At 66.7% G+C, this 22823-nt stretch carries 24 protein-coding genes; 18 read left to right on the top strand and 6 right to left on the bottom strand.

The genetic code is table 11. From position 1 onward, the window contains the following. The first annotated feature begins 271 nt into the window (after positions 1–271). The 10 genes from ACKN61_RS21160 to ACKN61_RS21115 all read left to right on the top strand — a co-directional run bounded on the left by ACKN61_RS21160 (position 272) and on the right by ACKN61_RS21115 (position 8059). Entirely contained in the window at positions 272–853 is a 582-nt protein-coding gene (locus ACKN61_RS21160; protein ID WP_408951101.1) for a hypothetical protein, read from the top strand. Continuing rightward, positions 850–2151 (top strand): lipase family protein, encoded by a 1302-nt coding sequence (locus ACKN61_RS21155; RefSeq protein ID WP_408951100.1) that lies wholly within the window; start codon positions 850–852, stop codon positions 2149–2151. The genes ACKN61_RS21160 and ACKN61_RS21155 overlap by 4 nt, the downstream gene beginning before the upstream one ends. Positions 2152–2229: 78 nt before the next feature. Continuing rightward, complete coding sequence (locus tag ACKN61_RS21150) at positions 2230–2802, top strand: relaxation protein (protein WP_408951099.1); 573 nt, start codon at positions 2230–2232, stop codon at positions 2800–2802. Between the two features lie 239 nt (positions 2803–3041). Continuing rightward, positions 3042–3704 (top strand): glutathione S-transferase family protein, encoded by a 663-nt coding sequence (locus ACKN61_RS21145; protein WP_408951098.1) that lies wholly within the window; start codon positions 3042–3044, stop codon positions 3702–3704. Positions 3705–3884: 180 nt separating this feature from the next. Next, a complete protein-coding gene (locus tag ACKN61_RS21140; RefSeq protein ID WP_408951097.1) occupies positions 3885–4409 on the top strand; it encodes an EF-hand domain-containing protein in 525 nt (174 codons plus the stop codon). A 19-nt stretch (positions 4410–4428) separates the two neighbouring features. Next, on the top strand, positions 4429–4644 hold the full coding sequence (locus ACKN61_RS21135; RefSeq protein WP_408951096.1) for a hypothetical protein: 216 nt from the start codon (positions 4429–4431) through the stop codon (positions 4642–4644). Positions 4645–4688: 44 nt separating this feature from the next. Further along, a complete protein-coding gene (locus tag ACKN61_RS21130; RefSeq protein ID WP_408951095.1) occupies positions 4689–5522 on the top strand; it encodes an arylamine N-acetyltransferase family protein in 834 nt (277 codons plus the stop codon). A gap of 223 nt (positions 5523–5745) precedes the next feature. Next, on the top strand, positions 5746–6480 hold the full coding sequence (locus ACKN61_RS21125; RefSeq protein ID WP_408951094.1) for a class I SAM-dependent methyltransferase: 735 nt from the start codon (positions 5746–5748) through the stop codon (positions 6478–6480). Positions 6481–6748: 268 nt separating this feature from the next. Beyond that, complete coding sequence (locus ACKN61_RS21120) at positions 6749–7183, top strand: PepSY domain-containing protein (protein WP_408951093.1); 435 nt, start codon at positions 6749–6751, stop codon at positions 7181–7183. A gap of 453 nt (positions 7184–7636) precedes the next feature. Next, positions 7637–8059 carry a VOC family protein gene (locus ACKN61_RS21115; protein WP_408951092.1) on the top strand — a complete coding sequence of 141 codons (423 nt, stop codon included), beginning with the start codon at positions 7637–7639 and terminating at the stop codon, positions 8057–8059. A gap of 335 nt (positions 8060–8394) precedes the next feature. Here the strand turns inward: ACKN61_RS21115 and ACKN61_RS21110 are convergent, their stop codons facing one another. The 3 genes from ACKN61_RS21110 to ACKN61_RS21100 all read right to left on the bottom strand — a co-directional run bounded on the left by ACKN61_RS21110 (position 8395) and on the right by ACKN61_RS21100 (position 10146). Further along, positions 8395–8955: a DUF3016 domain-containing protein gene (locus ACKN61_RS21110; protein ID WP_408951091.1), complete on the bottom strand. Its 561-nt coding sequence runs from the start codon at positions 8953–8955 to the stop codon at positions 8395–8397. A gap of 139 nt (positions 8956–9094) precedes the next feature. Beyond that, entirely contained in the window at positions 9095–9451 is a 357-nt protein-coding gene (locus ACKN61_RS21105) for an excalibur calcium-binding domain-containing protein (RefSeq protein WP_408951090.1), read from the bottom strand. Between the two features lie 320 nt (positions 9452–9771). Further along, positions 9772–10146, bottom strand: a complete 375-nt coding sequence (locus ACKN61_RS21100; protein ID WP_408951089.1) for a YciI family protein — start codon at positions 10144–10146, stop codon at positions 9772–9774. A gap of 324 nt (positions 10147–10470) precedes the next feature. Here ACKN61_RS21100 and tsaA point away from each other — a divergent pair, with 324 nt between their 5' ends. From tsaA to ACKN61_RS21075, 5 genes are all read left to right on the top strand, one after another. Beyond that, entirely contained in the window at positions 10471–11007 is a 537-nt protein-coding gene (gene tsaA, locus ACKN61_RS21095) for a tRNA (N6-threonylcarbamoyladenosine(37)-N6)-methyltransferase TrmO (protein WP_408951088.1), read from the top strand. Positions 11008–11183: 176 nt separating this feature from the next. Beyond that, a complete protein-coding gene (locus ACKN61_RS21090; RefSeq protein ID WP_408951087.1) occupies positions 11184–11696 on the top strand; it encodes an SRPBCC domain-containing protein in 513 nt (170 codons plus the stop codon). A gap of 130 nt (positions 11697–11826) precedes the next feature. Then, positions 11827–12828, top strand: a complete 1002-nt coding sequence (locus ACKN61_RS21085; RefSeq protein ID WP_408951086.1) for an ABC transporter ATP-binding protein — start codon at positions 11827–11829, stop codon at positions 12826–12828. Next, positions 12825–13586 (top strand): ABC transporter permease, encoded by a 762-nt coding sequence (locus tag ACKN61_RS21080; RefSeq protein WP_031371050.1) that lies wholly within the window; start codon positions 12825–12827, stop codon positions 13584–13586. The genes ACKN61_RS21085 and ACKN61_RS21080 overlap by 4 nt, the downstream gene beginning before the upstream one ends. A gap of 367 nt (positions 13587–13953) precedes the next feature. Continuing rightward, positions 13954–15336: an amino acid permease gene (locus ACKN61_RS21075; protein ID WP_223621392.1), complete on the top strand. Its 1383-nt coding sequence runs from the start codon at positions 13954–13956 to the stop codon at positions 15334–15336. 135 nt (positions 15337–15471) lie between these two features. Here the strand turns inward: ACKN61_RS21075 and ACKN61_RS21070 are convergent, their stop codons facing one another. Continuing rightward, positions 15472–16989 carry a vWA domain-containing protein gene (locus ACKN61_RS21070; protein WP_408953883.1) on the bottom strand — a complete coding sequence of 506 codons (1518 nt, stop codon included), beginning with the start codon at positions 16987–16989 and terminating at the stop codon, positions 15472–15474. A gap of 338 nt (positions 16990–17327) precedes the next feature. Between ACKN61_RS21070 and ACKN61_RS21065 the strand changes: the two genes are divergently transcribed. Continuing rightward, entirely contained in the window at positions 17328–17813 is a 486-nt protein-coding gene (locus ACKN61_RS21065; protein ID WP_051884577.1) for a M48 family metallopeptidase, read from the top strand. Positions 17814–17832: 19 nt separating this feature from the next. Here the strand turns inward: ACKN61_RS21065 and ACKN61_RS21060 are convergent, their stop codons facing one another. Both ACKN61_RS21060 and ACKN61_RS21055 read right to left on the bottom strand, forming a co-directional pair. Beyond that, positions 17833–18315, bottom strand: a complete 483-nt coding sequence (locus ACKN61_RS21060; protein ID WP_408951085.1) for a DUF2165 family protein — start codon at positions 18313–18315, stop codon at positions 17833–17835. 177 nt (positions 18316–18492) lie between these two features. Next, entirely contained in the window at positions 18493–18747 is a 255-nt protein-coding gene (locus tag ACKN61_RS21055) for a DUF3297 family protein (protein WP_031371055.1), read from the bottom strand. A gap of 356 nt (positions 18748–19103) precedes the next feature. Between ACKN61_RS21055 and ACKN61_RS21050 the strand changes: the two genes are divergently transcribed. Both ACKN61_RS21050 and ACKN61_RS21045 read left to right on the top strand, forming a co-directional pair. Further along, entirely contained in the window at positions 19104–20282 is a 1179-nt protein-coding gene (locus ACKN61_RS21050) for a lactonase family protein (RefSeq protein WP_408951084.1), read from the top strand. A gap of 492 nt (positions 20283–20774) precedes the next feature. Beyond that, positions 20775–22685 (top strand): N-acetylmuramoyl-L-alanine amidase, encoded by a 1911-nt coding sequence (locus ACKN61_RS21045; RefSeq protein WP_408951083.1) that lies wholly within the window; start codon positions 20775–20777, stop codon positions 22683–22685. Positions 22686–22823: the final 138 nt, after the last annotated feature.

Below are 22823 nucleotides of genomic sequence, written 5' to 3'. Positions count from 1 at the left end.
TGCTGGCTGGTCGTTGGGCAACGGGCGAGCCCCTCGCCCGTACCAATGCCATCGCAACTTTCGGTTGCCGTTGCGGCAATCTCCCACCTGACGTAGGCTCGGACCCATAAAGGCCCGGCCTTGACCCGGGTCGGGACCGTCGCGGTACTGCCGCCGCCGGCCCGTCCCTTAATCATCTCTTGCCATGGAGGCATCGATGCGCGGTGAGCTTCGCACCTTTTGTCTTCTGCTGGCGTTGAGTACTTCCGCCTGTAGCGCTCCCGAGACTGCAATGACTTCCGACAAATCCTCGCCCGATTCCGCTCCCTCGACGGCTGAGCTGGAAGCCAAGTACAAACGTAATCCGGCTCCCAAGCAGCCGTATCAGATCGTGCTAAGCGTGAAGGATGCCCCGGGGCCGTTGACCAAGGCGGAGGGCTTCATTCGCTATGAGGCTCCCGATTGCAGCTATGTGCCTGATCCGATCGCCGGTGTGCGAATGAATCCTTCGCACACGCTGCCGATCGAGTACACAAAGGTTGATGAGAATACTTTTGCGGCCACGATTTATGCCGATGGGATGCTCGATGAAGATTATCTTGGGAAGGGCGTTTGCCATTGGCAGCTGATGAGCGTCAACTCATCGCTGCGGGCCACCGGAGCTAAAACCGATATCGGCTATATCGCGAATTTGTTGGCCGATGAAGTGCGCGAACAGAAGGCGCGTACCAACTATTACGTCAAGTATGAGTATCCGGGTGACGACCCTTCTGAGCGTATCGATACGGGCGATATCAATCCGAATAAATACAAGGCAGAACTTCAGGGGCAGTTGTTCACCATAACCTCGACGCCTAAGGTAGGGACGCCATGAGCCTTAACAGCCAGCAATATGCTGCTCTCGCGGATGATTCCTATAAAAAGCACGATAAGGGCGAAGACGTCACTCTTGACGGCGTGAAGTACACGGTACTCAATCACGTAGATAAGCCTTCGGGTTACCAAGGGACGATCTATAAACGCATCGATACCGGCGAGATCATTGTGGCGCACCGCGGTACCGAATTCGATCGCGAAATGATCAAGGACGGTCTGACCGATGCTGGTATGGCCACCAATCGCACCAACTCGCAGGCAAAAGACGCGTTGGCATTGACCCGCGAAGCGCTGAAGGAAGCGGAATCGGTGGGTCGCGCCAAGCCGCCGGGGCCCGAAGTCACCGTCACCGGCCATTCCCTGGGCGGCACACTCGCGCAGATCACGGCCCACCATTACGACCTGCGAGGCGAGACGTTCAATCCTTACGGCGCGGTCAGCCTGGGCTATCGCATCCCGGAAGGCGGCAACCGCGTCACCAACCATGTGATGGCCGGCGACCCGGTCAGTGCGGCCAGCGACCATTACGGCAAGGTCAAGGTCTACGCGACGCCGCAGGAAATCGCGACGATGAAGGACCGCGGCTACGAGAACAACCGCAGTGTCTTCGACGCGCGCAACATGGCTGGCGCGGTCAAGGACATGGTCGTTCCCTCGCACCGTATGGACAACTTCCTCGACAGGGACACGAACGGCAAGCCTGATCGCTCGGTGCTCGGCGATCCTCAGACGCAGCGCCTGGCGCAGCAGTACGACCCGATGATCGACAAGTACCGCGGCGATGTCGAAACCACCCGCCGGGGCGTCACCCATATTTCGCGCAATCCGCTCGAACGGGTCGGCGATGCGATCGACGACATTCGCGGCCCGATCAAGGCGGGCGAGCCGGGGCGCAAGGAAGAGCGCCATGCGCCGGCCGTGCCGGAACGGCATTCGGCGCCGCTGCACCTCAATCCCTATGCGCCCGGCAAGAGCATCCCCGACTACATCCATCCGGGTAGGGAGCAGCCGTCCGGCCCCGGCATTCCGTTCCGCAACGCGACCACTTCGGTCGGCGGCGATCCTTCGGCCTTCCTCGACCGCATGTTGGCGGCGTCGCAGAACGGCGACCGCGACGCCTTCCGTCAGATGACCCAGGACGCCGCTTCGGCGCCGCCGGGGCGCGCGCTGCGAGAGGAAGCGGTGGCGACGGTGGACCGGCAGGAACAGGCGCTCGCCCAGCAGGCGTCGGTGCAGCAGCAGGCGCAGGCGGCCGAACAAGCTTCGCCGGCGCGCAGCGGCCCGCGCATGGCCTGATCGACGCGTCCAGTGATGTGAGGCAGCGGGACCTTAGGCAAACAGGCACGGTTTGAGATCGCACCGAGGAGCGGTTGGATGCAACAGGACGAGTTGATGGGCCTGGTCAGCAAGACCGCGGCCTTGATGGAGCAGTTCGAACGCCGCTGCGAAGAGATCGAGCAACACCAACGCGCGGTCTACCAGCAGTTGCAGCAGCTCGCGCAGCAAGTGCCCGGGGTGGTGCGGCAATCGGCCGACGAGAGCCTGCGCAATCTGCCCGGCGCGGTGATGGGCAAGCTGGAGAGCGGCCTGTCGCAGCCGGTCGGCGCTTACGAGCGCCGCCTGCAGGATGCCGGCGGCCTGCTGCAGGAGGGCTCGCAGTCGCTCGCCGCCCAGCTCAAGCGCATGGAGTGGCTGCACAAGCAGCTGATCTGGAAAGTGGTCGGTGCCGCGCTCGGCAGCGTGCTGTTGCTGCTCGCGGGCGGCGGTTGGCTGCTGTGGCAGTACCGTGCCGACATCAACGAGAACCGGGTCGCCGCCGACCTGTTGCGCGCCTATAACCAGGCCGACGTAACCCTGTGCGATGGCCAGCTCTGTGCCAACGTCGATCCGAAGGGCAAGACCTTCGGCGACAAGAAGCAGTACCGGCCGGTGCAAGCGCGGCCCTGATCGGCGTCTGATCGGCCTCGGTCTGCGCAGGTCGCGTTGGCGCCTGCGCTGGTGCGAAATTCGCGGCCCGCTTCGTCTCCCGAAGACTTCGACCCCACCCGAGTTCGCCCGGCCGTCTGCGGCCGGCCTTCGGCTTGCCGCGAACTGCGGTGACCGCCGTGTGGCTGTTCCGCTCGGCCCGCATCCCCGGCGATCGAATGCTTCGGCCCGGATCTAATTGAGGACCGATTCTGTCCTCTATGGCGGTTACCTTGGTCCTGCCGCGCAAGACCGGTACCCATCACTCCGAGGCCCTTATGCTCACTCTGATCCACGCACCGCACTCCCGCTCGACGCGCATCATCTCGCTGCTCAAGGAACTCGATGCCTTGGCCGACGTCGAGGTCCGCACGGTCGACATCCAGCGCATGGGCCAGTCCTTCGACGGCGACGCGCGCAACCCGCATCCGGAAGGCAAGGTGCCGCTGTTGATCCACGACGGAGTGGAGATCTGGGAGAGCCCGGCGATCATTCTCTACCTCACCGATCTGTACGCGCACCGCAAGTTCGGCGCGGCGGTCGGCGACGAAGACCGCGGCCGTTATCTGTCGTGGCTGAGCTGGTACGGCGGCGTGGTCGAGCCGGTGTTGCTGTTGGGGGCGGCCGAGATCAGCCATCCCTATGTCCATGCCACGTTCCGCGGCCCACAGCAGCTGCATGAGCGGTTGGCCAAGGCCTTGGCCGACCAGCCGTATCTGATGGGCGACCACTACACCGCCGCCGATCTGCTGCTGCACTCGCCGTTCGCCTGGTTCCCCGACAGCGCGCCGCAAGACCCCGCGGTGCAGGCCTGGATCAAGCGCTGCGGCGAGCGTCCGTCGCTGCAGTTCGCCGCCGAATACGACGCCGCGCTGGCGGCCTAGGCCTGGATGATCCGCCGTGCTCGCCTCGGCAGCGCGGCGGTGCCGGCGACATCGGCGTCGAAAGAAAGCCGTCGATGCATGCATACGTGCGCTTAGGCGTGACGATGGCCGCAACGCTAGATTGACAGGTGCGTAACCCTGGCGCGCGCAGGCTGCCGTGGTTCACCACAGGAGCTCGTCATGAACGCAGAACGCGCTTTCACGAGTGCCGGTGCCGCCATGGTGTCGTTGGCGTTGGCCGCGGGAATCGCCGGTTGCGACCGCCATGCGGCCCCGGACGGCGAAGCTGCAGCGCCGCCCGCGCAGACCGAGACCCCATCCACGCCGTCTGCCACACAAGCGCCGGCGGTGTCGGAAGGTGTCGCCGCGCAAGTCGCGATGATGGACAAGAACGGCGATGGTTCGATCGGCGCCGACGAGCACGCGGCCGGCGCCGGCAACATGTTCGCCACGATGGATGCAGACCACGACGGTACCGTGACTGCGGCGGAAATGGATGCGGCCCAGGCTGCGTTCAAAGGCGACAAACGCATGTCCTCGGCCGACAAGATCAAGACCATCGACGGCAATGCCGACGGCACGTTGTCGCGCGAGGAGCACGAGGCCGGGTCGCAGGCGATGTTCGCGAAAATGGACGCCGATGGCGACGGCCGGCTGACGCCTGCGGAAATGCAGGCTGGTCACGATAAGACGATGGGGAAATGAGGCGTACATAGGAAGAGGCGTGGTCGCTTCCCCCGCACGAATTCCGGGCCTCGACGCTGTCGCGGACGAGCTTAGCGACTTGCCCAAGCGCCGCCCGCAGGCCGGCTTTATCGAAAGCTGGCGCCGCGATCTTGCTGAACAGGCGGGGTCGCGACGGCCCGAACGCGGATACCTGGGTGTGCACGCGATCGGCATATCGGATGCGCAGCCCGCGCTTGACCTCAACCGCACTTGAGGCCTTAGCGTGGGCCGCACTTCAAAGCGATCGAGGGCCACGCGATGCCGCCACGCCTGCAAGAACTCACCACCTATCTGCAACGCCTGGGCTACCGCAGCGCGCCGCTGCCGACCCTGCACAGCCTGCGCGAACTGCAGCGGCGGCATACCGCCGAGTTTCCGTTCGAGACCCTGGCCACCTTGCTGCGCATGCCGGTGCCGATCGGCCTGGCCTCGCTGGAGCGCAAGCTGCTGCACGAAGGCCGCGGCGGTTATTGCTTCGAACTCAACCGGATGTTCCTGGCGCTGCTGCAGCAACTCGGCTACGACGCGCGCGGCCTGACCGGGCGGGTGCTGATGGGTGGCCCCGAGGACGCCCTGCCGGCACGTACGCATCTGCTGGTGCTGGTGACGATCGAGGGCGTTCGTTACATCGCCGACGTCGGCTTCGGCGGCATGGTGCCGACCGCGCCGCTGCGCCTGGACAGCGAAGAGGAACAAACGACGCCCCACGAGTCGTACCGTGTGGAGCCGCGCGACGGTCAATACTTGCTGCGCGCGCAGGTCGCCGACGAATGGCGGGCCATGTACGTGTTCGATCTGCAAAGGCAGGTCGACATCGATTTCGAAGTCGCCAATTGGTATGTCTCGGCGCATCCCGAATCGCCCTTCCTCGGCCAGTTGTTCGTCGCCCGCACCGGCGAGGGGTTACGCAAGACGTTCAACAACGGCAGCTTCGCCGTGCACCGGCTCGGGCAAGACAGCGTGCGTCGCGAGCTGACCGATGCCGACAGCGTGATCGAAGTGCTGGGCGCCGAGTTCGGCATCCGGGTGCCGGCGCACCCGCAGTTGCACGAGGCGATCGAGCGTTTGTTGGCCAAGTCGGTGGCGGCGTGAATCGGGCGGACGTGTAGTACGGCGCACCGGCTTGCCGTAATAACCGCGCGAATCCTTCTCCTGTAGGAGCGGAGGTCCCACGGGGATTTCCTTCGGTAGCCCGTCGAGAGCGCGTCGTTGCGGGGAAGAGCGCGGTCGCGGCTTGCGCCGCTCCTACCCCTTAACGGCGACGCTGCCTAGACAGGGATTGGGCGATACTGCGCCCGCATCGGAGCGGACGACCATGGCCCAGAACATCTACGACGATCCGGCCTTCTTCGAAGGCTATTCGCAACTGCGGCGTTCGATCGAAGGCTTGGTCGGCGCGCCGGAGTGGCCGGCACTGCAGGCGCAGCTGCCGGAGCTGCGCGGGTGCCGGGTCATCGACCTGGGCTGTGGTTACGGTTGGTTCTGTCGCTACGCGCGGATGCAGGGCGCGGCGGAAGTGGTGGGTGTCGACGTGTCCGAGAAGATGCTCGAACGTGCCCGGGCTACGACCCAAGACGAAGGCATTGCCTACGTCCGTGCCGATCTGGATCGGTTCGATCCGGGCGAGGCCGCGTTCGACCTGGTCTACAGCTCGCTGACCTTGCATTACCTCGACGATCTGCCGGGCTTGCTGGCGAAGGTCCATCGCGCGCTGGTGCCAGGCGGACGCTTGCTGTTTTCCGTCGAGCATCCGATCTACACCGCGCCTGCGCATCCGGGTTGGTCGAGCGATGTCGACGGCCGCAAGACCTGGCCGGTCAACGGCTACCAGAGCGAAGGCCCGCGCGTTACCCATTGGTTCGCGCCCGGTGTGCGCAAGGTGCACCGCACCCTCGGTACCTATCTCAACAGTTTGATCGCGGCCGGGTTCCGGATCGCCCACGTCGAGGAGTGGGGGCCGAGCGACGCCCAGGTCGCACAGACGCCCGCGCTGGAAGAAGAACGCGAACGGCCGATGCTGTTGCTGGTGGCGGCGCAACGTCCAGACTAGGGGTAGGAGCGACGTCCTGCTGGATTTCCTGCGGTCACGAGTCGCGACCGCGAATCTGCATGTTTGCGTCGTACGTTTCGGGCGTCGCGCCGTCGTTACGTCCAGGTGACGAACGCATGATCGCTTCCTGAAATCGCACTTCGTGCGAGAAAGGATTCAGCTAAAGCCTTCCTTGTATCGGCGATGCCCGTATGAACACGCGAATGTTCATGCCGCGTTTGCGTGGCTTGCCGAAAGATCGAGGTTCCCCCACGCACAGGAGTACGCCATGAAGCCGCTCATGCTCGCGCTCGCCCTGGCGGCCTGCATCCCCGTCGCCGCCGTAGCGCAAACGCCGCAAGCCAGCGAAGCCCTGACCGAACACCAGATCCGCACGCGTCTGGCCGAACAGGGCTATACCAAGGTCAACGATCTCAAGTTCGGCGACGGCGTATGGCATGCCGATGCGCGCAGCGGCGACGGCAACCGCGTGCAAGTCCGGCTCGACCCGCGCACCGGCACGGTCTATCCCAACGAGCAGGTCGCGCGCATGAGCGAACGCGATGTGCGCGCGGCGCTGGCGGCGGCCGGCTACACCAACGTCCATGACGTCGATTACGAGGACGGCATCTGGAACGCCGAGGCCGACAGCCCGGCCGGTAAGGACGTCGAAGTGAAGATCGATCCGAACACCGGCAAGGTCATCGGCACCGAAAAGGATTGATGCTGCGTGAGGCCCGATGCGGCCGTTCCCTCGGGGACGGCCGCATCGTTGTGGATCGCTCCGTTCGAACCTGATCACCACGGGATGCGTGCAAATCTACATTGGCTGCGGCCGAAATACGGCGCGAGAGCGATACAGCGCGATCGCGGCTTGTGCCCGTAGGAAATCCAGTAGGACGCCGCTCCTACCCTGCGATAGTCCCCAGCTTCGATCGATGACGCGAGCGGTGCGGTCTCTGCGCGGCCCTTGGTCGCGGCTCATGCCGCTCCTACAGGGGGAGGGGCCAGGGGCCTGCGGGCCGGGGGTAGGGACTGCGGGGGGGGCAAAAAAAATTCACGAGCCTGTCGATTGCGCCGATCCTGATTCGTCGTTGAAAGGAGCAGGCAGTAAAGGGATCCTATCCGACCCGCCCGCCAAGCCACTCCCTCCAACCGACCATATAAAGGATTCGCCATGTCCGAGCAGCCCAAGATCTTCGTCAACCTCGCCGTCAAGAACCTCGACCGCGCGGTCGCCTTCTATACCCAACTGGGTTACACCTTCAATGCCAAGTTCACCGACGAAAACGCCACCTGCATGATCGTCGGCGAGAACATCTTCGTGATGCTGCTGGTCGAGCCGTTCTTCCAGTCCTTCACCAAGAAGTCGATCTGCGACACCTCCAAGAGCGTCGAGGCCCTGCTCGGCCTGTCGGCAGAGAGCCGCGAGAAGGTCGACGAACTGGTCGAAAAGGCCATCGCCGCCGGTGCGGTCATCCCGAAGGACCCGGTGGACTACGGTTTCATGTACCAGCGCAGCTACGAAGACCTCGACGGCCACACCTGGGAAGTGTTCTACATGGACCCGAATGCGGAACCGCACGCCGCCCAGGAGTAAGTCCCGCGGACGGGCAGCGCGATAATCGGGTGCCGCCACCCTCCGGGTTCTCGGCGGCCGGTGGCGCGAGTCGCCCGTCCAAAAACATCGCCCCGGATGCCCAGCATCCGGGGCGATCGTCGTTTGGAGGTCGCCCACGCCTGCGAGCGACTCCCTGTAGGAGCGACGTGAGTCGCGACCGCGACATCGCAATGGCGTCGTGGCTGCGGTTGCGTGTCGCGGCTTGCGCCGCTCCTGCCTGGATGGGGGCGTGGAGAGCTCGGGTCGCGACTTACCTCGCCCCTACACAGACCCGAAGCGAATAAGGACGCCGATGCGCTCGGGAGCGCGAACGCTCAGGCGCCCGGCGCTTTCAGTTCCTGCGACAGCCAGTCGTCGATCAGACGCTTCTCGTAGCGCAAGGGGTCGCTGTCGCTGACGCTGCGCGCACCCATCATGAAGCCCATGTCGCGCAGGGTGCGCTGGCCTTCCTCGACGACCTGGCCGTTGGCGTCCAGACGCTTGAAGTTCAGGACGATGCGCGGCGGATAGATCTCGCGGATGAAGCGGGTGTCGTCGAACTGCGGGCCGTGCCAGGGCTCGAAGTCGCCGGCGCGCTTGATGTCGGCGATGTCGACTTCGAGGCGTTGGCCTTGTGGCAGCCGCTTCTGCGCGCGGGTGCGCAAGTGCTGCGCCAGTTGCTCCACCCAATTGCCGCGCACGGTCTCGAAGCGGTTGCGGCTGTAGCGGACTTCGGTGAACTGTGCCGGGTCTTCCCAGCGCACGGCGACCGGGCCCTCTTCGGGCAGGGCGCGCGGCGCGTCGGGATCGGTGACGTTGCGGGACTTCGCGCCGGCGTTCCCGGCCATCAGCGCGGCGGCCGAGAGCAGGACGGCGAAGGCGATGCGGAGGTTCATGACGGGCTCCGATGCGGTGGGGATACGGTCCGATTCTCCGCCTGCCGCCGCATCGCCGCCAGCGACAAGGCGTTAAACCCGCGTAGGCGCGAGATTCCGTTGCCGCCAATTCACGATCTTCGCCGCGTTCGCGGGTGCTTCATTCGCAGGCGACGCCGTCGCCGTCGCGATCCAGATGCCGGCCGTAGCCGGGATCGCCGCGTCGTACCGGTGCGGCTCCAGCGGCGCGCGCGGCGCTGCAATTGGCGTAAGCGCCGCCGTCGTCGGCTGCCGAGTCCGTGTTGTCGGCGGCCCACGACGAGGCGCGGTTGGGCGCGCGCGGCGATGCCGGTCGCAAGCCGCTACCGCTGGCGGCGGGGCCGCGATGGCAGTGGTAGCCGCCGTGCTTGCGATCGTTATGGCAGCCCTCGGCATTGAGGCCGCCGCCGTGAGCCCAGGCGGGCGAGGCGGCGCTCAGCGCCAGTGCGGCGCCGAGCGCGATGGAATGAGCGTGCATGATGAGTCCCCCGTTCCGAACCCAACGGGTTGGCTAGGGGAAAGCGGTCATCGCCTCGACGTATGGATTGCCTGAATCGGTTTGTGACCGATCCGGCGATTGTTGAGCGAGGCGAGGTGGCGTGCGATACCGCGGTCGCGGCTTGCGCCGCTCCTACCCCCTAGGTGCCGCCGCTCCAGGGTAGGAGCGGCGCGAGCCGCGACCGCGTGGTCGCAGTTCGTACAGCGACCGGCATGGGGCGGTATCGCCGTCATTGATGTCGGTTCGTGTTCGCAGAGACAATGAAACGCAGGCGATACCAAAGACAGATCAGCTGTCCCTCAGGACGCAAACTCGCGCCGCACGTCGTCGAAATCCACGACTGGGCGCACTTCGAGTCGGCCGGTGCGGCTCCACGGGAAGGACTCGGCGATGCGCACGGCTTCGGCCATGTCGGCCGCTTCGATCAGGTTGAAGCCGCCCAGGTATTCCTTGGCTTCGGCGAAGGGGCCGTCCATGAAGGTGGTGCGGCCGTTGCGCGTGCGCAGCGTGGTCGCCTGCGCCGGCGGCGCGAGCATCTGCGAATCCAGCAGCACGCCGGCATCGCGCATCGCGTCGGCATGGGCGAGGCAGCCGCGCATCATCGTGCCGAACTCGCCCTCGGGCAGGGCTTCGATCAGGCTGTCGTCGTTGTAGATCATGACCAGATATTTCATGGCGTCCTCTGGGGCAGGCAGGAAGGCGTTCGTCGATGGGTCCGTAGCGGCGAGGGCTGGGGAGCGCGCCGCGAGGACTGCGGCGCCGAGCATAACGCCGTGGCCGCGCGGTGCAGCAGTGACGAAACTCATGCATCGCATCCGCTCGTGGCGTTCGCCGGATGAATGCGCAGGGCACCACCGCATCGGTGCGGCAATCTGCCGGGCGGCCGTCGCAGGGCCTGCGATCCCGGCTGCAGCGACGACGCCTATCTCTGCGGTGATCGACGTGCGGCGAGGGCTGCGGCGACAATGCCGAGGTTCCGCAACGCTTGGCCACGTCCGATGTCCGAAGTTTTCGCTTGCCGCCCCATCGCTTACCTGCGCTCGCCGTATGCGCAGCGCATCGATGCGCCGCACCAATCGACGGTGGTGCAGGGCACGCAGAGCGGCGAGGTGGTCGAGGCACGGCTGGAATTCGTCGACGACCTGGCGCCGGAGGCCTATGCCGACCTGACCGGCTTCGAACGCATCTGGCTGATCTTCGCGTTCCATCGCAGCCAGGGCTGGAAGGCGCAGGTGAAGCCGCCGCGCGGTGGGCCCAAGCGCGGGGTGTTGGCGACGCGTTCGCCGCACCGGCCCAATCCGCTGGGGCTGTCGGCGGTAGAACTGGTCGCGGTCGAACCCGGTGCGCTGATCCTGCGCGGCGTGGACCTGCTCGACGGCACCCCGGTGCTCGACATCAAACCCTACGTGCCTTACGCCGATGCCTTCGCCGGGTCGCGCGCCGGCTGGATCGACGAGATCGACGCCGCGCAGGGCCGGCAATCGGCGCCGGGGCCGAAGCGCCCGCGCAAACCCCCGGGCGGCCTCGCCGGTTGAGGCTTGGCGGCTCGCCTGGCCGCGGCCGCGAATCGATCGAGACGAAGGGCTTGACCGCTTCGGTCTGTCGCTGTACTTTCCGTTTAGGTTAATTAGCTGATCGGTTTATATGTAGGCCCTGCAAGGCCCGGCGCCGACCAAGGCGCGCGGCTTCCCCTTTCGCCCGAGGAATTCCCATGACGTTCGATGGCTCCAGCACCGCCGACACCGCGTCCTCCGACCGCACCACCCACAGCGTCGACGACCACAGCATCACCTTGCAGCGCGTTCTCAACGCCCCGCGCGAGCTGGTGTTCGCGGCCTGGACCGACCCCGTGCAAGTGGCGAAGTGGTGGGGGCCGCACGGCTTCAACAGCGAAGTGCGGCAGATGGACGTCGCGGTCGGCCGCATGTTCCGCATCTGCATGGTCGCGTCCGACGGCGCCGAGTACCCGATCAAGGGCACCTATCAGGAGATCGTCGCGCCCGAGCGCCTGGTCTACATCGACGATTGGGACGACGACAGCAAGCCTTCGCAGCAGTCGCGCGTCACCGTGACCTTCGCCGAACACGGCGCCGGCAAGACCTTGCTGACCCTGGAGATGCGCTTCGGTTCGATCGCCGAGCGCGTCGAAGCCGAGCAGCAGGAAGTCATCCCGGGTTGGGGCGAATGCTTCGAACGCCTGGACGCGCTGGTGTCCGCGCGCTGACGCACGAAGCATGCACGCCATCGCGCGCCGGCCTGCACCGCCGGCGCGCGACGGCCGTACACTGGGCGACCGCACGCGCCCGGCGCGACTCTCGCGCCGTCGTCCGCGTCATCGCCTCCGCGGAGTGTCCATGCCGTCCGTTTCCGAATCCTCCCCGCTGTCCGCGCATGCGCGCAGCGACGCACCCGCGATCGTTTCGATCAAGGGCCTGACCAAGACCTATGCCGGCGGTTTCCAGGCGCTCAAGGGCGTCGACCTCGACATCCGACGCGGCGAGATCTTCGCCCTGCTCGGGCCCAACGGCGCCGGCAAGACCACCCTGATCAGCATCGTCTGCGGCATCGTCAATCCCAGCGGCGGCCAGGTGCTCGCCGACGGCCACGACATCGTCCGCGACTACCGCGCCGCGCGCTCGGCGATCGGCCTGGTGCCGCAGGAACTGCATACCGACGCCTTCGAGACGGTGTGGGACACGGTCAAGTTCAGCCGCGGCCTGTATGGGCGTGCGCCGAACGCGGCGTATCTGGAAAAAGTCCTGCGCGACCTGTCGCTGTGGGAAAAACGCGGCGAGAAGATCATGGCCCTGTCCGGCGGCATGAAGCGGCGCGTGCTGATCGCCAAGGCGTTGTCGCACGAGCCGACGATTCTGTTCCTGGACGAGCCGACCGCGGGCGTCGATGTCGAGCTGCGTCGCGAGATGTGGGCGATGGTGTCGCAGCTGCGCGACAGCGGCGTCACCATCATCCTGACCACGCACTACATCGACGAGGCCGAGGAAATGGCCGACCGGGTCGGGGTGATCAACCACGGCGAGATCGTGTTGGTCGAGGAAAAGCGCGCGCTGATGCGCAAGCTCGGCAAGAAACAGTTGACCCTGCAGTTGCAGACCGCCCTGTCGGCCCTGCCCGAGGCCCTGGCCAGCGATGCGCTGAGCCTGTCGGACGACGGCCACGAGCTGATCTATACCTTCGATGCGCAATCCGAGGAGACCGGCATCGCCGCCCTGCTGCGGCGGCTGGGCGAGCACGGCATCGACTTCAAGGACCTGCACACCAGCCAGAGCTCGCTCGAGGAAATCTTCGTCAACCTGGTCAAGTCGCCGCGCCAGGCCGGCGCGGAGGTGCGCGCATGAACCGGCACGCGATCAAGGCGATCTATTTCTTCGAGATGCACCGCACCTTCCGCACCCTGATGCAGTCCATCGCCACGCCGGTGCTGTCGACCTCGCTGTACTTCATCGTGTTCGGCTCGGCGATCGGCTCGCGCATGGTCGAGATCGGCGGGGTCAGCTACGGCGCCTTCATCGTGCCGGGCTTGATCATGATGGCCTTGCTGACCGAGAGCATCTCCAACGCCTCCTTCGGCATCTACCTGCCGAAATGGTCGGGCACGATCTACGAGCTGCTGTCGGCGCCGGTGTCGTTCCTGGAGGTGATCGCCGGCTACGTCGGCGCCGCGGCGACTAAGTCGGTGATGCTGGGCATCCTGATGCTGATCACCGCGCGCTTCTTCGTCGACTTCGAGATCGTGCATCCGGTCTGGATGGCGGTGTTCCTGGTCCTGACCGCGGTCACCTTCAGCCTGTTCGGTTTCATCATCGGCGTGTGGGCCGACGGCTTCGAGAAGCTGCAGATGATCCCGATGATGATCGTGATGCCGTTGACCTTCCTCGGCGGCAGTTTCTACTCGATCGACATGCTGCCGCCGTTCTGGCGCAGCGTCTCGCTGTTCAACCCGGTGGTTTACCTGGTCAACGGCTTCCGCTGGAGCTTCTACGGCAAGTCCGATGTCGACATCGTCCTCAGCGTCGGCATGACCACGGGCTTCATGCTGCTGTGCTTGGTCGCGGTGTGGTGGATCTTCCGGACCGGGTACAAGTTGAAGAGTTGAGGTATGCGCGGCATGAGGCGGTCTTTGCCTTCTCCCGCGGGCGGGAGAGCTGCTTTTCCTTCTCCGGCAAGCGGGGGCGATCTTTCCTTCTCCCGCAAGCGGGAGAAGGTGCCCCGAAGGGCCGGATGAGGGCGTGGGTGTCGGCATCGCCATATTCCGCGCCCCTCATCCCAACCCCTCTCCCACAAGTAGGAGAGGGGCTTCAATCCAGAGGGGAAAGGAGGCGAGGCAACTTGGGGTTTCAGCTGGAGCCGTCTCGCCCCGCCTGCCGCATCGCGCCACCCCGGGGTATGCTTCGCCGATTCCGGTCCGGCCGCGTTGAGCGCAGCGCGGGCGTCGTGCCGGACCGATTCCGGGAGCCTCGCCGATGCAGACGAACCAGCAGGAACTTCATCGCGGTCTGAGCGAACGCCATATCCGCCTGATGGCGCTCGGCGCCGCGATCGGCGTCGGCCTGTTCCTCGGCTCGGCCAACGCCATCAAGTTGGCCGGCCCCGGCATCCTGCTGGCCTATCTGCTCGGCGGCGCGGCGATCTTCATCATCATGCGCGCGCTCGGCGAGATGGCCGTGCACAACCCGGTCGCCGGCTCCTTCAGCCGCTACGCCCGCGACTACCTCGGGCCGCTCGCCGGTTATCTGACCGGCTGGAACTACTGGTTCCTGTGGCTGGTGACCTGCGTGGCCGAGATCACCGCGGTCGGCATCTACATGCAGGTCTGGTTCCCGGATACGCCGCAGTGGATCTGGGCGCTGGCCGCGCTGATCGCGATGGGCTCGGTCAACCTGATCACGGTCAAGGCCTACGGCGAGTTCGAATTCTGGTTCGCGATGATCAAGGTCGTGACCATCGTGGTGATGATCCTCGCCGGCCTGGCGATGATCGTGTTCGGCTTCGGCAACAACGGCGTGGCCATCGGCATCAGCAACCTGTGGGCGCACGGCGGCTTCTTCCCGAACGGCGCGCAGGGCGTGCTGATGTCGCTGCAGATGGTGATGTTCGCCTACCTCGGCGTGGAAATGATCGGCCTGACCGCCGGCGAGGCCGCCAACCCCGGCAAGTCGATTCCCGATGCGATCAACTCGGTGTTCTGGCGCATCGTGATCTTCTACGTCGGCGCGCTGTTCGTGATCCTGTCGCTGTACCCCTGGAACGAGCTCGGCACCACCGGCAGCCCGTTCGTGATGACCTTCGAGCGCCTGGGCATCCGCGAGGCCGCCGGCATCATCAACTTCGTGGTCCTGACCGCGGCGCTGTCCTCGTGCAACGGCGGCATCTTCAGCACCGGCCGCATGCTCTACAACCTGGCCCAGCAGAAGCAGGCGCCGGCGTTCTTCGCCAACACCTCGCGCGGCGGCGTGCCGCGCGCGGCGATCCTGGTGTCGGTGGTGGCGCTGCTGTTCGGCGTGCTGCTGAACTACCTGGCGCCGAAGGAAGTGTTCGTCTGGGTGACCTCGATTTCGACCTTCGGCGCGATCTGGACCTGGGCGGTGATCCTGGTTTCGCACATGCGCTTCCGCAAGGCGCTCAGCGCCGAGGAACGCGCGCGCCTGGCCTTCAAGATGCCGATGTATCCGGTGGCTTCGTGGGTCGCGCTGGCCTTCCTGGTGCTGGTGGTCGGCCTGATGGCGTACTTCCCGGATACGCGCGTGGCGCTGTATGTCGGCCCCGCGTTCCTGATCCTGCTGGTAGTGCTGTACTACGCGGTCGGCTTCCACAAGCGCGACACCGCGGTGGCGCAGGGCGCCTGATCGCTCCGCCGAAAGTCCCTCTCCCGCGTGCGGGAGAGGGGGGGGATGAGGGGCGCGTAACGCTGGTGCGGCCGTAGCTAGTTATTCAAGGCAAAGCAAAGAGCGCCCTCACCCTAGCCAGGGAATGCCCGCAGTTCATTCCCCGCCAACCGCCGCACCGCGCGCCGGCGCCGAGGCCTGCAGCCCGCGCGCCGTTTCCGTCAGCCGCAGGAATTCGCCGCGATAACCGTTGCGGTCGTCGCCGCGCGCATCCGCCGCGAGTTTGATCACGCCGTCCCAGCCGAAGTTCGCGTCGACGTGGGTACCGCCGCGCAGCAGGTCGCCGAAACCGGCCACCGAGGCGGCGAAGCGCAGGCGTTCGCTCGCTCGTGCGGCGATGTCCTGGCGCCGCAACGGGGTCTCGATCAGGCGGCTGTCGTTCTCGCCGGGACGCTTGTAGCGCAGGCGCAGCAGAGCGAGTTCGTCCTTGCGCACGCCGTCGTCGGCCTTGGCCTCGCCGGCCGGCTTCGCCGCCGCGTAACGCAGCGGATCGACCGACTCGCCGCCGGACCCGACCAGGGCCACTTCGTACAAAGCCGTGACGTCGTGGCCGGCGCCGATCTCGCCGGCGTCGACGCGGTCGTTATTGAAGTCCTCGCGCCGCAGCAGGCGGTTTTCGTAGCCGATCAAACGGTACTCGGCGACCACCGCCGGGTTGAACTCGACCTGGATCTTGACGTCGCCGGCGATGGTCAGCAGGGTCGAACCCAGTTCTTCGCCGAGCACTTTCTGTGCCTCCAGGGCGCTGTCGATGTAGGCGTGGTTGCCGTTGCCGACGTCGGCCAGCTGCTCGGCCATAGCGTCGTTGTAGTTGCCGCTGCCGAAACCGAGCGTGCTCAGGGCGATGCCCGACTTGCGCTGGTCGGCGACCAGGGTCTCCAGCGCCTTCTGGTCGACCGTGCCGACGTTGAAGTCGCCGTCGGTGGCGAGCAGGACACGATTGATGCCGTCGGGGATGAAGGCCTGGCGCGCGGTGGCGTAGGCCAACTGGATGCCGTCGCCGCCGTTGGTCGAGCCGCCGGCCTGCAGGCGTTCGAGTGCGTCGAGGATTTCGCCGCCGCGGTCGCCCGGCGTCGGCGGCAGCACCAGGCCGGCCGAGCCGGCATAGACCACGATCGAGATCCGGTCCTGCGGGCGCAGTTGTTTGACCAACTGGGCGAAGGCTTTCTTCAGCAGCGGCAGCTTGTCGGGCTCGTCCATCGAGCCGGAGGTGTCGATCAACAGCACCAGGTTGGCCGGCGGCAATTCGCTGCGGTCGACGTCGTAGCCCTGGATGCCGATCTGCATCAGCACATGCTTGGCGTTCCACGGCGCCGGCGCGAGCTCGGTGCTGACCTTGAACGGCGTGTCCTTCGACTCTGGCGCCGGGTAGCCGTAGTCGAAGTAGTTGATGAGCTCCTCGACCCGCACCGCGTCCTTGGGCGGCAGTTCGCCGGCGGCGAGCATGCGGCGGACGTTGGCGTAGCTGCCGGTGTCGACGTCGATGGAAAAGGTCGAGACCGGTTGCTCGGCGGCGCGGTGGATCGGGTTGGGTTCGATCTCGGCGTATTTCTCGGTGTTGGCGGGGGCCGACTGGTCGGGCTCGGCCATCAGGACTTTCGCTGGCATCGGCATCGACACCGCTTCGGCCGAAGCGGGCGCGTCGGCGCGTTCGACTTTCTTGCCGCAGGCGCCCAGCAGCAGGGCGAAGGCGATGCCGCAGGCGAGGGCGGCAGCGGGCAAACGGGTGGGGGTGGGGCGGTTGCGCAGCAACATGGTGATCCTCCGTTGATCGGGTTGTGCGTCTTGGGAACGTCGGCCGGCGCGCGATGGGGTCGAGGCGACGGCGATGGCCACACTAGGCAAGTGCGTCTTCGCTTTTCGTTATGACCGCCGTCGTTTTCCGTTGGCCCGGCTTGGTCCACAATCTGCGTTCATTACGAATGCCGGCGCCGGGGAGGCGCCAGGCCCCGATGACCCCCGACCGGCTCGCCACCGCCGACCTGCTGCGGCTTGCGCTCGACGCTATTCACCAGGCGCGCGATGTCGAGGCCGTGCGCCTGCTGCAGCGCGTGCTCGAACGCGAACCGGACAATCTGCACGTGCAGTACCTGCTGGCGATCCAACACGCCCAGCTCGGCCTGTTCGATCGCGCCGAGGAGCGCTTGCGCGCGGTGCTGGCGGTGTTGCCGGAATTCGTCGTCGCCCGTTTCCAGTTGGCGCAGCTGCTGTTGATGCGCGGCACCGCCAAGGACGCGTGCGAGTGGCTGGCGCCGGTGCTGGCCCAGGCCGATCCGCTCGGCGCTTATGCGCGCGGCCTGTCGGCCGCGGCCGAAGGCGACCGCGACCGCGCCTGCGCCGTGCTCGAAGCGGCGCTGCGCTTGCCGCAACCGGTGCCGGCCCTGGCCGGCGACATGCGCCGGCTGTGCGAACAGTGGCGCGAGACCGCCACCGCCTGAGCAGGCCCGGACGCTGCGCTCAAGGGCGCAGATTGACCGCGAGCAGGCCGAGCACGGCCACCGCGACCAGGACGAAGTGGATCAGTTGCAGGTTGTCCTGGCGGATGTAGTAGGCGAACCAGCTGCCGCCGACCGCCATCAGGAAGCTGGTCGCCATCAGCGCGGTCAGCGCCAGGTTGGCCAGGATGATCGCGTCGGCGGAGGTGGCGAGGCCGGCCAGGGCGGCGGCCGTCGCCCACAACAGCACGACCGTGACCATCTCGGCGCCGAGCACGATCGAGAACGCGGCGCGGTGCCAGGAGGTCTGCTCGATCCTGCGCGACAGCAGGGGCGATTGGATCGCCGGGGCTTGTTCGAACGGCGCCATGCGCATGATCGAACCGAGCGCGAACACGCCGTTGCGGAAGGCGATGAGGTTGTTGAACGCGACCACCGTAAGCCACAACGCCAGACCGGCGATGAAGACGAGTTTGAACAACAACAGGCTGGCAGCGAGGGACATGCGGATCTCCGGAAGGTCGTAGCGGTGCGCCCCGCCGCGGGCGCGGCATTCGGGGGCTGTTGCTGTATCGACGATCCAGGAGGCGGGTTTAAGACATCGCCCGCAAAAAAATGTCAGCAAACAACATGGCGACGCGCCGTGCCCCGATGGGCAACGGCGCGGCGCGGGCAGGCGGACTCAGTCGGCCTGCGGTGCTTCGGTCAGGTAATAGGGCTCGACCTGGCCCTTGACCTTCATCGTCATCGGGTTGCCGCGGCGGTCGAGCGACTTGCCGACCGGCAGGCGCACCCAGCCTTCGCTGACGCAGTATTCCTCGACGTTGTTCTTCTCCACGCCGTTGAAGCGCAGGCCGATCCCGCGTTCGAGCACGGCCGGGTCGTAATAGGGGCTGCGCGTGTCGTTGGAGAGGCGGTCGGGCGGGGTGTCGGTCATGCTGGCGCTCTTTCGGTAGTGAACTGACGTGGTACGAGGCCGACCCGGCGCGGGGCGACCGGGGCGTTGGAGATTCGGCGCTCAGGATACGCGCACCGTCGTGCCCGGCCCAGTCCGCGCGGCGGCAGGTTTCGGCGCGGGGCCTGGGCGGCCGCGGCGATGCCGGCGGTGAGTCCGGGGCGCCATGAAAGTCCGGCGCCCCCGCCAAACGCGGGAAACCGCGGGCGAATTCGCCCAACTGCCGGCCGCTTCGGCTGTCGTGAAATTACAAGGCAAGCGCCGCGACCGCCCAGGCTTGGCCATCGCGGCGCGCTGGTGCAGGATCGGGCGTCGCGCCGCCGGCGCCGGAGAGCCCGATGATCCTGCGATCCCCCCTGCTTGCCTGGAGCCTGTCGATGACGCTTGTTACCGCACCCGCCACCGCCGCCGAACAGCGGGCGCAACCTGAGTTGTTGGTGGGCTGCTACACCGGTGCGGTCTGCAAGGGCATCGGCCGCTATCGTTTCGACCCCGCCCAGGGGCGCATCGAGCCGCAGCCGCTGGAAGTGATCGAGACCGACAACCCCTCGTGGTTCGTCTTTTCCGCCGATGGCCGCCGCGTGTTCGCGGTCAACGAGAACGGCCCCGAGTCGGACGATCCGGTCGGCCGCGCCAGCAGCTTCGCCCTCGCGCGCGGAGGCGACCGCTCGCGGCCGCTGTCGCAGGCCAACAGTCTCGGCGACGAGCCCGCGCATGCGGCGCTGAGCCTGGACGGGCGCTATTTGTTCGTCGCCAACTATTCGGTCAACGCCGATCCCGGGGGCACGCTCGCGGTGATGCCGGTCGACGGCGACGGCCGCCTGCAGTCGGCGGTGCAGGTGCTGACCCATCGCGCCAGCCAGGCCGATCGCGAACGCCAGCTGTCGACCCATGTGCATGCCGCGGTGCCGTCGCCCGACGGCACCCACGTGTTCGCCGCCGACCTCGGCGCCGACAAGGTCTATGCCTATCGCTACGACCCGGCGCGCAGCGGCGAACGTCCGCTGCGCGCGGCGGCGACGCCGTTCCTGGAACTGCCGCCCGGCAGCGGCCCGCGTCATCTGCTGTTCGATGCCTCCGGACGGCATGCGTATCTGACGCTGGAGATGAGCGGCGAAGTGGTGGTGCTCGACTACGCCGATGGCCGCCTGCAACCGGTGCAGACGCTGGCGATGGATCCGGGCCGGAGCAGCGGCAATGCCGCCGCGGCGCTGCATCTGTCCGCCGACGGCCGCTTTTTGTATGCGAGCAACCGCGGTGAGGACAATCACATCGCCGTGTACGCGGTCGATGCGGACAGCGGGCGTTTGTCGGCGCTGCAGCGCCGCAGCAGCGAAGGCCGCGGGCCGCGCGAATTCGCGCTCTCGCCCGATGGCCGCCATCTGATCGTCGCCAACCAACACAGCGGCAACCTGGTGGTCATCGAGCGCGATCCCGCCGACGGCAGGCTCGGCAAGACCGTGCAGACGCTCGAAGCGGTGGCGCCGTCGGACATCAAGTTCGCGCCGGCGAACTGAGTTCGCGGGTCGTTCGCGGCGACACGCCGCCGCATCCGCACCTGGTTTCGCCGTCGCAAGGCCCGGCATGTCCGGGCCTTGTAGTTTTCGAAGCCCGGCATGTCCGGGCCTTGTAGTTTCCGTTAGCCCGGCATGTCCGGGCCTTGTAGTTTCCGAAGCCCGGCATGTCCGGGCCTTATGCGTTTCCGGGCCGCGGCGAGGCGCTTGGGCCGGGCACGCGGGGAGCCGGGAGACCCCACTGGGGTCAGCCCGAGGATGAAGGCCGCCGGCCGCCGGAGGAAGATGACGCGGTGCAGCGCAGCGTGCTTCCTGCACCGGGATAGGCCGGATCGGCGCCCGTGAGACCAGGCGCCAGCCGGCGCAGTTCAGGGGTGATGGAAGTCGCGGATCGCGATTTTGCTACGCAAAACCGCCTCGAACAGCACTTGCCAGTCAGGCAAATGCAGTACAAGGACCCCGCGGGGAATTTTTAATTCTCATGGGGAAACAAAAATGAACAAATATTCCGAACGCCGGTTCGCCACCTGCCTGCCGTCGTCGCTGTCGCTCGCCGTGGTCGGCCTGTTGGCCCTCGCCGCGCCCTGGCTCGCCAACGCCGGACCGGCGCCCGAGGACCGCGGCCTGGCCCAGCGTCTGCAGATCGAGGAATCGCTGGCGCGGGTCGACCGCGCCGTCTATGCCGACTACTTCCGCCAGGCCTATGCGCGCTACCCGGCGATCCCGGCCGGCACGCTCGAATCGGTTGCCTACGTCATGAGCCGTTGGCAGCACCTGCAGCCGAGCACGGCCCAATACGGCGAGCAGCACCAACACATGCCGCGCTCCTACGGCGTCATGGGCCTGTACCGCGGCGAAGGCTTCGCCGACCAAGTCGGCGAGGGCGCCCGGCTGCTCGGCGTGCCGGCGGCGCGGGTGCAGCGCGATCCCTTGAGCAACATCCTCGCTGCCGCCGCCTTGCTCGATCGCGAGCTGCGCGCCGATGGCGTCGGTGCGAAGGCTACGCCCGAGGCCACGCGCCCGGCGCTGGAGCGTTATGCCGGCTTCGCCCGCGGCGGCAACGCGCTCGCGCGCAGCGCCATCCAGGACCACGCGCGTTCGAGCTTCGCCTTCGATGTGTTGCTGGCCCAGGACAAGGGCGTCAACGACCGCGGCATCGTCGTGCCGGAGCGTCCGGTGGCCTGGGAGCGCGCCTTCGACGCGCGCAAGCTGGTGCAACTGCGCGCACCGTTCGTGCGTTTGGACTTGGCTAACGATCGGGTCGAAACCCCGGGCCTGAAAAGCGGCGGCTACGCCATCGACCCGCTCAGCGAAACCCTGACCGCGCCGAGCCTCGACAGCGCCGACACGAAGAGCACCGACTACGGCCCGGCGCTGTGGGTGGCCTCGCCGTACCACTCCACCCGGACCTCGTACGACTCGGTCACCATCCACACGATGCAGGGCTATTACGCCGGCAGCATCTCCTGGTTCCAGAGCAACCCCTACAGCGTCAGCGCGCACTATCTGATCCGCAGCTCGGACGGCCAGATCACCCAGATGGTGCGCGAGGACCGCGCCTCGCATCACGTCGGCATACACAACAAGACCACGCTCGGCATCGAGCACGAAGGTTTCATCAACAACGCCAGCTGGTACACCAGCGCCATGTACAACGCCTCGGCGGCGTTGACCCGGCACTTCTGCGCCCGTTACAGCGCGATCAGCTGCGCCAGCGCGTTCCGCGGTCCGGCCGGCAGCGGCATCAACGTGTTGCCGACCAGCGTCAAGGTCAAGGGCCACCAGCATTACAGCGGCCAGGACCACACCGACCCCGGCATCAACTGGGATTGGGCGCGCTACTACAACCTGCTCAACCCGGGCAGCGGCACCGGCACGGTGATCGACAGCTTCGAGAGCACGGTCGGCCACTTCGACACCGGCCCGGCGTATTCGGGCAGCACCACCGGTATCGCCGCGACTTCGCTCGGCGAGCGCAACTGCGCCACCCGCAAGAACGGCGAATGCTCCTTGCGCGTGTTGCTCAAGGACGACACCGCCAGCGCCAGCGATTGGGCGGTGCGCCTGCTGTCGGCCAGCGGCACGCCGGCCAGCAACGCCACGCTGACGCGCGCCAACGGCAAGGTCGGGTTCTGGGTCTACACCGGCGCGACCGGCATGAGCGCCGCGCTCGGCATCGACGACAGCGACGGCACCGAGCGTTCGGTCAGCCGCGCGATCCCGGCCGGCACCTGGACCTACCTGGAGTGGCGCCTGGACGACGCCGCGCAGTGGGACGCCTGGGTCGGCAACGCCAACGGCGCGATCACTGCCAGCACGGTCAAGCTCGACGCGATCTGGCTGTACCGCGACCAGACCAGCTACGACGTCAACCTCTATCTCGACGACGTCCAGGTCAAGTACTGATCCGACCGAGCACTGATCCGAGAGTTGCATCACCGATCCCTCCGCGCGCAGGCCGGCCCCCCGCAACCGGCCTGCGCGCTTCGGATCATCGCGGCCGCACGCGCACCACTTCGCACCGCCGATCGGCGTGAAGCGCGC

It is taken from the genome of Lysobacter sp. Hz25, assembly GCF_046097045.1.
In the GTDB taxonomy this organism is placed as follows: domain Bacteria; phylum Pseudomonadota; class Gammaproteobacteria; order Xanthomonadales; family Xanthomonadaceae; genus Lysobacter; species Lysobacter antibioticus_B.
The sequence above is the reverse complement of the archived record's forward strand: the minus strand, read 5'-3'. Positions and strand labels throughout refer to the sequence as shown.

Bases quoted from the DNA above. Each gene is read 5' to 3' on its own strand.
- ACKN61_RS21050 (WP_408951084.1), top strand. From the start codon at position 19,104: ATGATCCTGCGATCCCCCCTGCTTGCCTGGAGCCTGTCGATGACGCTT.
- tsaA (WP_408951088.1), top strand. From the start codon at position 10,471: ATGTCCGAAGTTTTCGCTTGCCGCCCCATCGCTTACCTGCGCTCGCCG.
- ACKN61_RS21155 (WP_408951100.1), top strand. From the start codon at position 850: ATGAGCCTTAACAGCCAGCAATATGCTGCTCTCGCGGATGATTCCTAT.
- ACKN61_RS21070 (WP_408953883.1), bottom strand. From the start codon at position 16,989: ATGCCGATGCCAGCGAAAGTCCTGATGGCCGAGCCCGACCAGTCGGCC.
- ACKN61_RS21160 (WP_408951101.1), top strand. From the start codon at position 272: ATGACTTCCGACAAATCCTCGCCCGATTCCGCTCCCTCGACGGCTGAG.
- ACKN61_RS21150 (WP_408951099.1), top strand. From the start codon at position 2,230: ATGCAACAGGACGAGTTGATGGGCCTGGTCAGCAAGACCGCGGCCTTG.
- ACKN61_RS21105 (WP_408951090.1), bottom strand. From the start codon at position 9,451: ATGCACGCTCATTCCATCGCGCTCGGCGCCGCACTGGCGCTGAGCGCC.
- ACKN61_RS21065 (WP_051884577.1), top strand. From the start codon at position 17,328: ATGACCCCCGACCGGCTCGCCACCGCCGACCTGCTGCGGCTTGCGCTC.
- ACKN61_RS21090 (WP_408951087.1), top strand. From the start codon at position 11,184: ATGACGTTCGATGGCTCCAGCACCGCCGACACCGCGTCCTCCGACCGC.
- ACKN61_RS21110 (WP_408951091.1), bottom strand. From the start codon at position 8,955: ATGAACCTCCGCATCGCCTTCGCCGTCCTGCTCTCGGCCGCCGCGCTG.
- ACKN61_RS21125 (WP_408951094.1), top strand. From the start codon at position 5,746: ATGGCCCAGAACATCTACGACGATCCGGCCTTCTTCGAAGGCTATTCG.
- ACKN61_RS21140 (WP_408951097.1), top strand. From the start codon at position 3,885: ATGAACGCAGAACGCGCTTTCACGAGTGCCGGTGCCGCCATGGTGTCG.
- ACKN61_RS21120 (WP_408951093.1), top strand. From the start codon at position 6,749: ATGAAGCCGCTCATGCTCGCGCTCGCCCTGGCGGCCTGCATCCCCGTC.
- ACKN61_RS21080 (WP_031371050.1), top strand. From the start codon at position 12,825: ATGAACCGGCACGCGATCAAGGCGATCTATTTCTTCGAGATGCACCGC.
- ACKN61_RS21115 (WP_408951092.1), top strand. From the start codon at position 7,637: ATGTCCGAGCAGCCCAAGATCTTCGTCAACCTCGCCGTCAAGAACCTC.
- ACKN61_RS21145 (WP_408951098.1), top strand. From the start codon at position 3,042: ATGGCGGTTACCTTGGTCCTGCCGCGCAAGACCGGTACCCATCACTCC.
- ACKN61_RS21060 (WP_408951085.1), bottom strand. From the start codon at position 18,315: ATGTCCCTCGCTGCCAGCCTGTTGTTGTTCAAACTCGTCTTCATCGCC.
- ACKN61_RS21045 (WP_408951083.1), top strand. From the start codon at position 20,775: ATGAACAAATATTCCGAACGCCGGTTCGCCACCTGCCTGCCGTCGTCG.
- ACKN61_RS21130 (WP_408951095.1), top strand. From the start codon at position 4,689: ATGCCGCCACGCCTGCAAGAACTCACCACCTATCTGCAACGCCTGGGC.
- ACKN61_RS21055 (WP_031371055.1), bottom strand. From the start codon at position 18,747: ATGACCGACACCCCGCCCGACCGCCTCTCCAACGACACGCGCAGCCCC.
- ACKN61_RS21085 (WP_408951086.1), top strand. From the start codon at position 11,827: ATGCCGTCCGTTTCCGAATCCTCCCCGCTGTCCGCGCATGCGCGCAGC.
- ACKN61_RS21100 (WP_408951089.1), bottom strand. From the start codon at position 10,146: ATGAAATATCTGGTCATGATCTACAACGACGACAGCCTGATCGAAGCC.
- ACKN61_RS21075 (WP_223621392.1), top strand. From the start codon at position 13,954: ATGCAGACGAACCAGCAGGAACTTCATCGCGGTCTGAGCGAACGCCAT.